Origin of the sequence: Planktothrix serta PCC 8927 (genome assembly GCF_900010725.2) — a bacterium.
GTDB classification, from domain to species: domain Bacteria; phylum Cyanobacteriota; class Cyanobacteriia; order Cyanobacteriales; family Microcoleaceae; genus Planktothrix; species Planktothrix serta.
The window spans coordinates 26,115-40,860 of sequence record NZ_LR734839.1; the positions used below are offsets into that span (position 1 = coordinate 26,115).

The 14,746-nt window shown below is 38.9% G+C and carries 8 protein-coding genes; 4 read left to right on the forward strand and 4 right to left on the reverse strand.

The genetic code is table 11. The features are described from left to right. The first annotated feature begins 50 nt into the window (after window positions 1-50). The 4 genes from PL8927_RS04575 to PL8927_RS04590 all read left to right on the forward strand — a co-directional run bounded on the left by PL8927_RS04575 (window position 51) and on the right by PL8927_RS04590 (window position 5,219). A complete protein-coding gene (locus PL8927_RS04575; protein ID WP_083618084.1) occupies window positions 51-1,259 on the forward strand; it encodes a glycosyltransferase family 4 protein in 1,209 nt (402 codons plus the stop codon). Between the two features lie 127 nt (window positions 1,260-1,386). Further along, window positions 1,387-2,538 carry an RNA-guided endonuclease TnpB family protein gene (locus PL8927_RS04580; protein WP_197047319.1) on the forward strand — a complete coding sequence of 384 codons (1,152 nt, stop codon included), beginning with the start codon at window positions 1,387-1,389 and terminating at the stop codon, window positions 2,536-2,538. A 126-nt stretch (window positions 2,539-2,664) separates the two neighbouring features. After that, window positions 2,665-4,326, forward strand: a complete 1,662-nt coding sequence (locus PL8927_RS04585) for a hypothetical protein (RefSeq protein ID WP_083618086.1) — start codon at window positions 2,665-2,667, stop codon at window positions 4,324-4,326. Window positions 4,327-4,391: 65 nt separating this feature from the next. Beyond that, window positions 4,392-5,219, forward strand: coding sequence for an ion transporter (locus PL8927_RS04590; RefSeq protein WP_083618088.1), 828 nt, complete (start codon window positions 4,392-4,394; stop codon window positions 5,217-5,219). 24 nt (window positions 5,220-5,243) lie between these two features. On the opposite strand, the gene PL8927_RS04595 is transcribed toward PL8927_RS04590, so the two are convergent. From PL8927_RS04595 to fumC, 4 genes are all read right to left on the reverse strand, one after another. After that, window positions 5,244-7,253 (reverse strand): PP2C family protein-serine/threonine phosphatase, encoded by a 2,010-nt coding sequence (locus tag PL8927_RS04595; protein WP_156093095.1) that lies wholly within the window; start codon window positions 7,251-7,253, stop codon window positions 5,244-5,246. Between the two features lie 112 nt (window positions 7,254-7,365). After that, complete coding sequence (locus tag PL8927_RS04600; protein ID WP_083618091.1) at window positions 7,366-10,854, reverse strand: AAA-like domain-containing protein; 3,489 nt, start codon at window positions 10,852-10,854, stop codon at window positions 7,366-7,368. Between the two features lie 44 nt (window positions 10,855-10,898). Further along, on the reverse strand, window positions 10,899-12,545 hold the full coding sequence (locus PL8927_RS04605) for an AAA-like domain-containing protein (RefSeq protein ID WP_083618093.1): 1,647 nt from the start codon (window positions 12,543-12,545) through the stop codon (window positions 10,899-10,901). A gap of 336 nt (window positions 12,546-12,881) precedes the next feature. Then, complete coding sequence (gene fumC / locus PL8927_RS04610; RefSeq protein ID WP_083618095.1) at window positions 12,882-14,285, reverse strand: class II fumarate hydratase; 1,404 nt, start codon at window positions 14,283-14,285, stop codon at window positions 12,882-12,884. Window positions 14,286-14,746 lie beyond the last annotated feature (461 nt).

Consider the following 14,746-nt stretch of genomic DNA (forward strand, 5'->3'; position numbering starts at 1 on the left):
TTTTAGGGAATTGGGTTATGTATCGTTTAATTCCGATTGGATCATAAAATATGAATATTCTGATCATCTCCTCTACGTTTCCCTATCCACCCAGTCGGGGAGGAACGGAGATTAGGACGTTTAACTTGCTCAAATATCTCCATTCTCGCCACGCCGTTACCTTGGTGACACAACGACATTCGGGGGTTAGTGATCAGGACGTGGAAGAATTGCGTCAATGGGTGAGTCAACTTTTAGTTTTTCCCTATCCGGGCGAACCTCGTTCTGGAGCTATTGCTAAAGTGGGACGGTTGGTGACTTCTTTAATTAAAAGCACCCCTCCCAATGTGCTTTATCGTTATTCAAAAGAAATGCAAACTTGGATCGATCAAGCCGTTGAGCAAGGCAAATTTGATGTAATTACTTGTGAACATAGTGTGAATGAAATTTATATTCGACCCTCCTATTTAAACCAAGTTCATACCGTTGTTAATATTCATAGTTCTGTCGTTGGTTGGACTCGTAACCATTTAGAAATGGGGGCTTCTCCCCATCCCCAACGCGATCGCATTTACTTAAATTTACTCTTAGAACGCTATGAAAAACGGTATGCGTCTAAATTTCATGATTTAGTCGTAACCACCGATGATGATCAAAAACAGTTTCGCCAATTTCAACCCCAAGGTCAAATTCATGTTGTCGCCAATGGCGTTGATTTAGAATTATTTCCGATGCGATCGCAAGATCCCAATAATCATAACCTAGCTTTTGTCGGTGCGATGGACGCCTCCCATAATATCGATGCGGCTCGATTTTTTACCTTAGAGGTTTTACCCGCCTTACAAAAGTGTTATCCTGATACAACCTTTACCATTGTAGGCGCGCGACCCGTTCCAGAGGTTCTACAATTAGCCGATTATCCCGGTGTAATTGTCACTGGAGGCGTTCCGAGGGTGGTGGATTATTTACATCAAGCAACGGTTTGTGTTACCCCGTTACGCAGTGGCTATGGGATTAAAAATAAAACCCTAGAAGCAATGGCCGCCGGGGTTCCGGTGGTGGCCAGCGATCGCGGCTTAGAAGGGTTAGCCGTTGATGGGCCAGATGATCCCCATCGCGCCTTACGCGCTAACTCTGTTGCTGAGTATGTAGAAGCCATTAGCCGACTGTTTGAACATCCCCACCTCCGACAGCAATTGTCGCAAAATGGGCGATTATTAATTGAAACTGAATATACTTGGGAACGAGCGGGAGAACTTTATGAACAAGTCTTACAATAACCGTATTCAAAGCCCACGTCTTTTAAGCGTGGGATGTAGAATACCCGCCTTTTGTTAGAGTGAAGGTTAATGAGAATTTTGATTTGCAATATATTTCTTGATGGTTTCACTTGTTATCAGGGTTGACATGACTAAGATAACTCGGACGATTAAACTAAAATTCGTGGAGCTTAACCGTTGTAAAGCTCTTATGTTTGAGCAAATGACGGAAGAAAACACGCGAATTGCTAACAAGTTGTTGTCATTGCCAATTAAAGAACGGCGTAAAATGACAACAGCTAAAATCATGTCCGAGTTAAAATCTGCCTTGGTTAATCAAGTTATCCGACATACCACATCACCCACAGGTCGTAAAACCAAACGATATAAAGTTCTTCCTGTGGAAGTTAACAACCAAAACTGGAAGTTAACTCAAAAAGGGAGTACCTATTCAATTAGTTTCCCAACCCTCAAAGGTGAAAAAAGAATCCCCATTGAAGTTGCATCCCCTCATTGGCAACCCGTTTTAGATGGATTGTTAGAGGGAACAATTCAAGGAGGTTCTTTTAAATTGATTAAACATCGAAATAAGTGGTATGCCTATCTGTCAATTACTGAGGATGTTCCCGAAGTTAAGACGGAGAAAAGATTGGGGTGTGACCGAGGGCAGAATAATTTAGCGGTAGTTGCACCAAAAGAAGGTTTCGGCAAGTTCTTTAAAGGTCACAGCGTTAAGCATCGAAGACGCTATTTTCAACAAAGAAGGCAACAACTTCAAGAAGCTAAGAAGTTTCGAGCTTTAAAGAAATGGAACAAAAAAGAGCGACGATGGATGGATGCAATTAACCATACCGTTAGTCGTAGAATTGTTCGTTTTGCCGAATACCATAATGCTGATGTTGTTATTGAGGATTTAGAGGGATGTCGTAAAACTATGAAACAGAGCCAGAAATCTCGCTCTGATTCCGGTGAATCTCGACATAATTGGTCTTATTATTCTTTGGAGCAAAAACTTAATTATAAGTTGGCTCTTAAAGGATTAAAACTAATCAAAAGACCTGCACCGTATACTTCTAAATCTTGTTCAACTTGTGGTGTTATTGGTAAGAGAAATCGGCACGATTTTAATTGCCCTAATGGTCACTACCATAACTCTGATTTGAATGCTGCACGAAATCTATCTCAATGGGATGGTTTCTCATGTGATTTAAACCTACACCAGAGATGCTTCTGTAATGGATTCATCCGGTTTAAATTATGGGGCGCTTGGCACACCCCCGAACTCGGTGAATACGGTTAAACAAGAGTACATCCAATTGTTTCTTTTTGACTGGACTAGATACGAGAATCCCACCCCAAAGAGCGTAGCGTAGGGGTGGGAGTGTCAATCCGTCGTTAGAATAACCCCATCTTACCTCTAAACCTCATGCTGAATCCTTTAAAGACAGGTCATCAACCCTCTCCCCGAAAAAAGGGTCAACCCCTAAAACCCCAATCGAAAACGGGTAAAACACCTGTCCCATCAGGAGTACAGCGTCGTCAAATTCGACGTTCTCCAACTGCTGTTTTACCTCCGGGAAAAAAATCATCCCCCTTAAAACCCTTGGTTAAAAGGGGTAGTCAACCTTTGTGGATGCTCTGGAAAAAATGGGCCGCAGATGGGGTAGCATTTACCTTGTTGTTAGGAGGAACAACCTTAATTGGGGGCTGTGCGTGGTTTAGTTATCAACTGATTGTTAATCCTGATATTGGGATTTGGCTGAATCAATTTTTACCCGCTTGGACACAAATTTCTCTGCAACGTCGAGACTCAATTCTCACCTTAGATGAAATTAATAAAACCCTGAAAACCGAAGGATTATTAGCCGGAAAATCCCTAACTTTACCTCAACTGGATTCCCGTTCAAAAGATGTCAATACTCCGATCTCTGCATTGCCTCTACAATCTTTATTAGTCTCGTCAGACAAGATTATTCAACAGTCAACGGATTTATTAATTCCGATTTTAAAAAGTCGCCCCTCTAGTGTGGCTCATCCCTGTGAAGGAGTCTGTCAAGAAATTGTGCAATTGCGGGTTTATGAAGCGGTTCAAACTCCCTATCAACGACCAGGTAGCACTCAATATTATCGCTTAATTCAACAACTCAATACCCAAGGGCCAGCCGAATCTTTTGTGATTGCATCGTTAATTGGAACCGAATCTAATCAACAGGGTTCTAATAAACCTTTACCATTAACTCGACTCACACAATTTAAAGGCAAAATTCCTCAAATGGGTCTTTGGTTTAATCTCAATAGTGAGCGCGTGATGGGAGAAAAAACTGTTCCCTATGGACAGATTATTCATTACAATCCCAGTTATCATTATTTGAGTATGATGTTGGAATGGAAAAGTGCCGCCGGACAACAACCAATATGGCAGGAAATCACTAGCGGAAAAGACCCGGAATTATTAATTGAACAAACGATTGGGTTAGAACCTCAGTTTAGTATTTATCAAGTACAACCGTTTAAATTTATTCCTAACCCGATTCAATTAACGGCAATTTCTTTAGATGAAGCCTTCTTAGATGATTATGATTATAGACAAGCCTTACGATTAGCTAGAAGTGGATTATGGTCGCCTGCATTAGATTTAATTAAACCCTTGAAAAAAAATGTAGTGTCTGGAAATCGTGCTAATTTGAAATGGTCAACTGCTGTTCAAGCTCAGTTAGATTTAATTGAATTTCATGCTAAAATTACTAAAGCGCAAGCGATTGCGGCTTGGGCGAGTCCCAGTCAACAAGTATTAGCAACTTTAATTGATGGACGCTGGAATGAGGCGTTAGATGTGTTAAAAAATAGTCCTGGAAATCAGCAAGAAATTGCTAATTTATTAAGATCGAATGGAGGAAGAATTAAAAATCGTTTGAATGCTGCGTTATTAGAAAATCCTGAACAACTGGATTTAAAAACCTGGGGTGCTTTAATGATTGCGGCTGAAGATGGCAGAAATGAAGCAATTACTTGGTTAGATCAACAACCCCAAACCGATCAAAAAGACCGCCAGGAAATTTTAGAGTTATTATTAAAATCTATAGAATAAATTCATAGACAAGAGAACAGGGAATAGTAAGGAATTTAGATACCTTTACATTGCTGGGTTTATTTATGTCTGACCACTTAGAAAAAATTCCCTCCCCACCTAACTTAGATGTTTTAGAAAAAGCTCGAAAGAACGTTGCTTTTTATTTAGACGATATTAACACTCCTATCGGAAAACTGGTTAATTTAACCTTAACCGGGTTAATTTTAACCTCCTTAGCCAGTTTTATCGCTCAAACTTATCCGATTTCAAGCTTAGTTCATTCTCGTTTAGAATCCTTAGATTTTATTATCTTAATTACTTTTACTATTGAGTATTTATTGCGATTTTGGGCGGCTGACAATAAAAAACAATTCGTTTTACATCCTCTATCTATTATTGATTTAGTTATTATTATTCAAGGTTATCTCAGATTTTTAAATTTTAATTATTTACGAATATTTAGATGGTTTAGAATCCTGCGATTAATTCGATTTATTGATGTTAAAATCTCAATTTTTCGGATTAAAACTGAAGATGGAATAATTTTAGCTCGGATTATTTTCACCCTGTTAACAATTATTTTTGTGTTTTCCGGTTTAATTTATCAAGTCGAACACCCTGTTAACCCAGAAGTCTATAAAACCTTCTTAGATGCGGTTTATTTTTCCGTTGTCACCATGACAACCGTAGGCTTTGGGGATGTGACTCCCTTGTCAGCAATGGGACGACTTTTAACCATTTTAATGATATTAACAGGGATCGCTTTAATTCCTTGGCAATTGGGAGATTTAATTAAACAATTAGTCAAAACAGCTAATCATATTGAACTCGTTTGTTCAGGATGTGGGTGGTCAGTTCATGATAACGATGCTCGATTTTGTAAACGATGTGGGACTCCATTAAATGATTGATTTTTTGTTGACTGTTGACTGCTGTTATTTTTGTTTTAAAACAATTAAAGTAATATCATCATACACTTTATGTTTGCCAATATGCGATCGCACATCATTAATCACCCCTTGACGAATTTCTGCTGCGGTTAAATGCCAATTTTGTTTAACAATTTCACAAAGTCTTTCCAAAGAATAAAATTGACCTTGATCATTTTCAGCTTCCGTAATTCCATCGGTATAGAGAACCACACCATCCCCGGAATTTAATTTAATATTAACAGACCCAATAAAATCAGTAATATCCGCTTCTAAACCAATGGGAAAACCTAAATCCATCGTATCCACTCTTTCGATAACGGGATGATCTTCGGGATCAGATTTAGAGTGTGAACGCACCACAATCATTTCTTCATGTTGACCGCAAATGCTTAAAACTCCATTATAATAATCAATTAACGAAAAGGTTAAATTTTTATCGGATCTCATGCGTTGAACATTATCATAAATCACCCGATTTAATGTGGTTAAAAAATGAATCGGATCGGTTTCATTATTCGTGATTAAAGTTCGGACTGCTGTTTGTACCATTAACATTAAAACCCCCGATTCTAACCCATGTCCGGTGACATCTCCAATGCCAATTTTAACCATACCATTATTATACATCACATCATAATAATCTCCTCCCACTTCGTCCGCAGGTTCCATATAACCCGCAATATCTAAATGTACAATTTCTGCCAGTTCCCGCTCATTGGGTAAAATCATTTTTTGCAATTGACGAGTAACTTGTAACTCCGCACTCATGCGAAGATTTTCCGAGGTTAACTGCTGGTTTAGAGAGGTAATTTCTTGATTGGCTGTGACTAAAGCAACAGCAAGATTATTAAAGGATTTAGCCACTTCTGCTAATTCATCTTGATTCTCCAAATGTAGGGTTTCATTCATTTCTCCCGCAATCATTTTTTGAGAAGCAATACTGAGACTATTGACAGTTTGCATAACGGATTGATAAAATCCAATAAATAGATAAATGACTATTAATAACGGAATCAAAACCAAGATAAAGAGAAAGATTTGTCGATGCAGAAAACCGTCAATACGACGCTGTAATAAAAAATCTAATTCATCAATGGTCTGATCCCATAACATCAAACTTTGTTGAATATTGATTTCAGCGTCTTTAAAATACTGTGGCATATTGGTAGTGTCTCCTGTGCGAATCACATCAATTAGTCCACTATTGAGAGTCTTAATATTATCGGTGAGTAAATTCAGATCAGCCTCCAGTTTTGGACGCAAATTTCCCGGCGGATTATGCTCAAAAGAAACCTCTAGTGCGCGTTTGAGTTTGTCATTATAATTCGTTAATAATCCTGAAAGGGTGGTAATTGTCCAATATTCTTTTTGAGTTAACTCCTGTTGTTCCCGTTGGCTAATTTCTTGAGTAATTAACAGAATATCCACTAAAATTTTATGAATTTCTGGTAATTTTAACAAAGTAGTATCCATTAAATAATAGGTATCTAAATCTGGGTCAAGAATTAAATTAGATTGATCTCCCACTTGAAACCGGAGTTGATTTATTTGTTCTAAAATAATAGAAATATAGACTTTTTGAGTTTGTAAGCTCCAAATCTTCTGATTTTCTTCTAAGGTTCTCCAACTCTCTTTCAATTCTCGAAACAAATCACGGGTTAATAATTGATATCCGATTTTTTGATCCATTTTCTCCAAAACTTTAATCTGATCGGAAATTTCTAGTTTGAGTTGTTCTAACTGAGTCTGATCTTCAGGACTAAAATTAGGGTTAGCCATCAACAATTGAGCTTGATAGACTTTGGGATAAAGTTGACGCAGGGGACGGAGATAGATATTTCCTAACTTTTCCTGAGCCGCAAAATCAATCCGACTCTGAACTTCAGAAATTAGCAGATACATCATTAAACTCAAAGGAATAATAAAAATACAGCTAATTAAAGCAAATTTCTGAGGATATTTAAGTTTATTAATCATAGAAATAGCGGGTTTTAAAAAATAAATGATTTTCATAAATAATAACTACGATTTTTTTTATAGCAGTCGCCAAGGCAGTTAGGACATAGACTAATGCTAAAACCTAAACTTGTGTTCCTCTTTTCCTGTTCCCTGTTCCCTTATATCTTTATTGGCATAAATTCCGATCAATCTCTTCAATTTCACGAGATGTTTTTAGATAATCCTGCACCCAATTACAAGCATATTCCAATTCGTTAAGGCTCCGAATTTTTTTTAAATCCCAGATAATCACGGTACTATCATCTCCTCCTGATACCAGCGCATTCTGATCCGGTGTAAACTCCACTGTATCAACAATTCCTTGATGTCCGGGTAATGTTGTGATTAATTCTCCTGCTAAATTCCATAACTTAACCGTATTATCAATTCCTCCGGTTGCCAAAAATTTGCCATCGGGACTAAAGGCAACTCGTGTTAATCCGCGACTTTGACCTAAAATTGTTTTTAGTAAGGTTCCATCCCGATGCCAAAGTCGCAGAGTATCATCCAAACTCGCCGATGCAATTAAATTTCCCAAAGGACTAATCGCCACACCCCAAATGGCGCCTTGATGTCCTTTTAAGGTGGCGATCGCCTTTCCATCCGGTGTCCACAATTTGACTGTCCCGTCTTCACTCGCAGAGGCGAGGATTTGACCATCGGGACTGAAGGCTAGTTTCCAAATTCTTTCATCATGAGCATTGACACTGTGTAAGAGTTTCCCCTGAAGATTCCAAAATTTCAGGGTGTGGTCATCTCCCCCGGAAACAATCATTTGGCCATCGGGACTAAACACCGTTGAGATCACATTGGCTTGATGGCCGTTGAAGGTTCTCAATCGCTTTAGGGTCGGGGGGTCAGTGTCCTGAATTTCAAATAGCTTAACGTCGGGTGTCCCTCCTCCTGCGATTTTCTGACTATCGGGACTAAAGGACGCACCCCGGCTGATCTGATCCAAAACCTGAATTAAAGTTCCGTCCCGATACCAAAATCGCAGACTTTGATCCCCACCGCCTGAAAGTATCCAGCGATTATTGGGACTCACCTGCACATCCCAAACAGTATCCTGATGTCCAGACAGGGGTGTCAATAAATAGAGATTGCGTTGCCACAATTTAACCGTACCGTCATCACTCGCAGAAGCCGCCATCAACCCATCGGCGCTCAGAGCCACATCTCGAATCACCGCTTGATGTTTCTTCAAAGTCCGCATCAACGCGCCATCGGATGTCCAGATTTGAATAACATTACCCTTACCACTGGTGGCAATAAATTCACCGTTTTCACTACAATCAACTCCGAGCATAACATGGTCTCCCTGAAGGGTTCTAATTAACGTTCCGTCAAGGTTCCAGAGTTTAGCAGTGGCGTCGGAACTCACGGAAACAAACAGATTGGTCTGGGGACAAAAGGCCACATCCCAAACCGTTCCTTGATGTCCTTTGAGGGTTTTGAGTAATCTTCCGGTTCGACTCCACAGTTGCAGGGTGCCATCCCATCCCGTTGTTGCTAGGGTCTGACCATCCTGACTAAAGGCGACGTTCCAAACAGCAAGCTGTTGGGTATTGAAGGTTTTGATCAGTTGTAAAGAATTGACCGACCACAATTTCACCGTCCCATCGCCACTGGCTGAAGCGATCGCATCCCCCTGGGGACTAAAGGCGATCCCCCAAACGGGGGCCAAGTGTGCCGAAATCTGTCGAACGAAGGTGCCATCTGCTCCCCAGAGGCTGACTTGACCGTCTAAACTGGCGGTGACCAGCAGACGACTATCGGGACTGAAGGCGACTCGATGCACGGTGGCTTTGTGTTTTAAGGTTTTGAATAAGCTTCCATCTCGTTTCCACAGCTTTACCGTTTTATCATTACTCCCAGTGGCAATTAATTGACTATCAGGACTAATATCAACCGTTAATACTCCGCCTTGATGCCCAATTAAACGGTTGAATTCATTTGCCCCATACACCGACTGTCTCAAGGCTTTTTCTACTTTCAGGCTCAGTTGAGCATCGGCGTCTGGAAGTTGTTGGAGATATTTTTGAGCTTTAATTCCATCGACTAAAGCATCTAATTGATGATCAGAGGCAAATTGTCCTTCTGAGGAAGAAACTAAGGCTTTAATTTGATTAATTCTGGCATTTTTTTCGTTAAATTTGGCTTTGTGAAATTGAATCAAAACCTCCATCGCTAAGAAGGTAACGACGATTAAACCTAAACTGACCACGCTGAGTAAAACCCGTTGCAGTTTGGCAGTTTTTCGTTCCTCAGCAACTTTGGCTTCCACGGCTTTTGAGCGTTGAATTTCTAAAGCTTGTTGGGTTTCCTGGCGATCTAATTCTTCACTTTCACTTAAAAATTGATAGTCTAAATCGCTTAAACTTTTGTCTTTTGCCCAATTTTTAGCCTCAATTAAGGCTTGTCCCCGTAACAAACGAGAATTATCCTGTTTGTCTAAAGCAACCCAAGCTTCTAAGGATTGAGAATAGGGGCGCAGAGTTTTCAATTGTTGATTCACCCACTCTGAGTTAAAGACGGTTTGATAAATTCGGTTTTTAACGGTTAAAAATCCATTTTCAGGAATCACCAAGCCGGATAAAATGAGTTCAATTTGTTCTCGACTACCATCGCAAGCAATCGAGATATTTTGTAAGATTTTTTGATAAATTTCGAGTAATTTTTCAATCCATTTTTCATGATAAAAAAGCCGATCTCTAATGGTTCTTAAATGTTCTGGCTCATCTTGAAATTCCCAACTTTCAATAAATTTAGCTCGGACTAAAGACTCAATCCAAAAAGCTTCTATTCCGGCGGGAATGAAAATTTTTTCAGGGTTACTGACTTGATTAAGGGTTTGGATGTACCGACATAATTTTTGAGTTAAAAACGGTTGTCCGTTTGTCCAGGTCAATATTTCTTTTAATACCACTTGTGGTTGTTCACAATAGGGGGCTAGTCCCTCAGCTAAAGGTTTGGCTTCATGGAGTTTAAAGCCTTGTAAGGGAATGGCTTTTCCGATATTAAATGGGGTGTGAGTTTTATCGCTCATTAAATCCGGTGGGGTGGCGACACCAAAAATAGCAAAGGTAAGACGGTTATATTCAGGGTTAATCGCTCGTTGATTATAACAAAATCGAATCAAGGCAAAAAATTCATCAACAGAAAACGGTAAGCTGAGAATATTATCAATTTCATCGATAAAAATAATAATTTTTTCCTGGGGAAAATGCTCTAAGAGTAAACTTTCAATAAAAGCACTGAAGCGACTGACTAAAGAAAAGTTTTCCTGTTCATTCCACCAGGTTTTTAAATTAAAGGTTTCTAGTAAATTAAACCCTAATAATAAGCTAGCGATCGCCCCTTTATACCATTGAATAGGAGTGACTGTTTCACTGCCAATTTGGGTCATATCTAAGGTAGCACAATAATAACCTTCCTGTTTCAGCCGATAAAGTGTTCTGACTAATAGAGAAGATTTTCCCATTTGTCGAGCATTGAGAACATAACAAAATTCTCCGGCTTTTAAAGCTTCATATAAATCTGTATCTGCTTGTCGAACTACATAAAACAGATCGTCATTACTGAGGCTACCCCCAACTCGATATTGATAAGTTGTCATTAGGGAATAAAATATATTGATTAAAATTCATCAATTAAAATTCATCAATATTGGAATTGTAAAAATGAACTCAATTTAACTTGATCTCTGCCGTTATTTTTGGATTCATATAGAGCTTCATCTGCTGCTAAAAACAGCGTTCCAATATCACCCGCATCCACACCTGGAATTGTACTAGCAACTCCTAAACTAATGCTGACAGATTCATGACGAGCGGGTAATTTTTCGGTTTTAAAGGGTAAAGCTAAAGCTTTAATCTTCTGACGGACGGCTTCAGCAATATAGAGGGCCCCCTTAGCATCGGTTTGAGGAAGGATCAGCACAAATTCTTCACCCCCATAACGGGCTACTAGATCTCCTGGACGTTGAACGACACTGCGAATGGCTTGAGCGACCTCGCGTAAACATTGATCCCCGGCTTGATGACCATAGGTATCATTATAAATTTTAAAATGATCAATATCACAGACAACTAAAGATAATGGGGCGATTTCTCGCAACATTCGTTTCCATTCTATTTCTATCCGGTGATCAAATTGTCTGCGGTTAGCAACTTCTGTGAGGGGATCAATATAGACTAATGCTTTTAATAGGCTATTTTCTTGTTGCAACTGTTTTAATTTTACGGCATCATCCTGGTTATTTCTGAGCAGTTGTAAGCCAAAATAAAGACGATAAAGTTCACAGGATGAGGCGCAATAATTTCCGGCTAAATTCACTAAACCTAAACTATATAATTGATAAGCAATCATCGGTTCAAGTTGAATACTTTCCGACGCGGTTGCTACTCGTTGCATCGCCATAGCCAGTTCTGGTTTTTTGTGGAGGATCACCCAGAGAGATTGTAAATGATCCCGATAAATTCCAGTTAAGGTTGCAGAGGTTTGTAATAATTCTTCAAAGGTAATCAGATCACAACCTAAGTGATAAAGAGCCAGATGAACTAAATAGGGATGTCCTCCCACTAAATCCGTTAATTTTTGAATTTGATCAGCCCTTAAATTGATTTGATAACGTTTGGCTAAGTCTTTAACTTGATCAAGATTAAAAGCCGGGAGTTCAATCGCTAAACCAATATTAAACGGAGATTGATTAACATTTAAAGATACATAAACTTCTGTCGATTGTACTAAAACTAAATTCAGGTTTTGCCAAATTTTATTTTGTCTTCCCTGTTCATACCAAAATCGAATTAAGGGAAGAAAATCTTGAATAATATTGTTGTATTCAAAGACACAATTTAATTCATTAAAAGCTAAAAATAAGGGCTGATTAATTTGGGGTAAGATATAGCTTTCTAAGTAAAGTGTACAACTGACTTTACTTCCCATATCCTCATCCCAATAATCCGTTAATTTAGGTTCAAGTTCCAATTGTCGAGCAATATTAACACACAGCCATCTGAAAAATTTATTTGTATTCTCAAAAATAGCGGTATCAGTTTGGAGAAAATCAATTAAAACAGTTCGGTATCCTAACACTTCAGCATGGTTCATGAGCCTTAACATTAAAGAACTTTTCCCCATTTTTCTAGGCGCTTTCACTCGCAGTAAACTCCCCGATTTTTCAATTTCTGCATAGGCCAATCCTTCACAGGGAAGACGTTGAATATAAAATTTGGAATCTAAAGGAATTGGACTATCAGGAAATTCTATGACTTCTTTATCCGAAAATATAGGGTTTAAAGACATATTATCCCTTGGGGTTATAACACATTGTTACTATTCAACAGAGGGTTTGAACTGTTCAGCAGTAGGGTTTGATCATCGCTGCTGAGTTGTGATTAGCGAATGGATTAAAGCATAGGCTACAATTAATATAGAGCCTTACTGTCCTAAATTCAACTTATTTCTTTAAATACAGATGAATACGAATACAGCAAGCTAGTCAAAAGATACGCTGAAACAAATGTTACAAAAAGTTGGATTCAACATCCCCATTCTTTAAGATTAGAATCATTTCCTGTTCGGTTCAGGAACGGGAGTCAAGGGGATGTATCTCAATTTAGGCTAAAAATAAAACCCCCTTCAAAGCTCAGGATATGCCATTTTATAGGGATCTACAATTTCGTCAAATTCTTCGCTGGAAATATAACCGAATTCCAGACAAACTTCTTTTAAAGTTAGATCTTTTTCCAGAGCAATATGAGCAACTTTGGCTGCGTTATCATAGCCAATTTTGGGAGCTAAAGCTGTTACCAACATTAAGGATTGTTCAACATAACTGTTAATTTTCTTACGATTAACTTGTAATCCTGCTAATAAAAAATCTGTAAAATTATGACAACTATCCGATAAAATTGCTACCGATTGAATGAAATTAAAAATGATCATCGGTTTGAACACATTTAACTCAAAATGTCCCTGAGAACCCGCAATACTAATCGCCGTATCATACCCAATTACCTGCGCGGCTACCATTGTCATCGCTTCGCATTGTGTGGGGTTAACTTTCCCTGGCATAATTGATGAACCGGGTTCATTTTCAGGTAAAATTAATTCTCCTAAACCACAACGGGGGCCACTTCCTAAAAACCGAATATCATTGGCAATTTTCATTAACGAACAGGCTAAGGTTTTTAAGGCTCCACTCGCCATCACTAGACCATCATGAGCCGCCATGGCTGCGAATTTATTGGGAGCAGAAATAAAGGGTAATCCTGTGATTTGATGAATCTGATTTGACACTTTTTCGGCAAATCCTTTGGGCGTATTTAATCCAGTTCCGACCGCAGTTCCACCAATGGCTAATTCATATAAATCGGGTAAAATTAGCTCCAGGCGTTTTAAATTCCCATCCAATTGAGCCACATAACCCGAAAATTCTTGACCTAAAGTTAAGGGAACAGCATCTTGTAAATGGGTTCTCCCAATTTTAACAATATCGGCAAATTCTTCGGCTTTAGCTTGTAACCCATCTCGCATTTTTTTGACACTGGGAATTAACCGTTGAGTAATGGCAATAGCTGCTGCAATGTGCATTGCTGTAGGAAATGTATCGTTAGAAGATTGAGACATATTGACATGATCATTGGGATGAATCGGGGTTTTACTTCCTAAGATTCCTCCGGCTATTTCAATAGCTCGATTGGCAATAACTTCATTAACATTCATATTAGATTGGGTGCCACTTCCGGTCATCCAAACTCGTAAAGGAAAATGATCATCGAGTTTGCCATTAATAACTTCATCGGCGGCTTGCACAATTAATTTAGCTTTGTCTGCGGGAAGTTTTCCTAATTCTTGATTCGTAATAGCGGCGGCTTTTTTGAGAATCCCAAAGGCAGTAATCACTTCTTTAGGCATTAAATCATTACCAATGCTAAAATAATAAATAGAGCGTTGAGTTTGCGCCCCCCAATAGCGATCGCTCGCTACCTCAATTTCTCCCATGCTATCGCGTTCTTTCCGGGTTGGTTGTTCAGTTGTCATCTTGAGAGTTCTCCCGATTCAATGTCATTAATTATTAATTTTATCAAAAAGGGGAGCAAGAAGACTCATCCCCAAATTTTGATCAGGGGTTACAATCTGATCAAGAGCAGATTTGAGGAAAAAATTGCCCCCTCAAAAAATAAAAAATTGTTTCTAATAAATAGAGATATTTGAGTTAAATTTATTCAATTTTCAAGCTTTAAAAGTTAGGTTATATCCCGCCCAAGAACAGCGCATCTATAGGGCTACGCATTATAGTTAGGACACTTCTAAATCCAGCAAACTCATTCCCTGTTCACAGATACAGGTCACGGGAAGCCCTACATCCCTCATCTTCTGTCAACTTTTGGTAAACTAATTTTAAGGAAATGTAAACAGTTGTTACTGGAGATGCCGTTCAACTTGAACCTGAAAACTCTACTGTATCGCTGGTTTACATCATTTCTACCCAGGGTATCAAC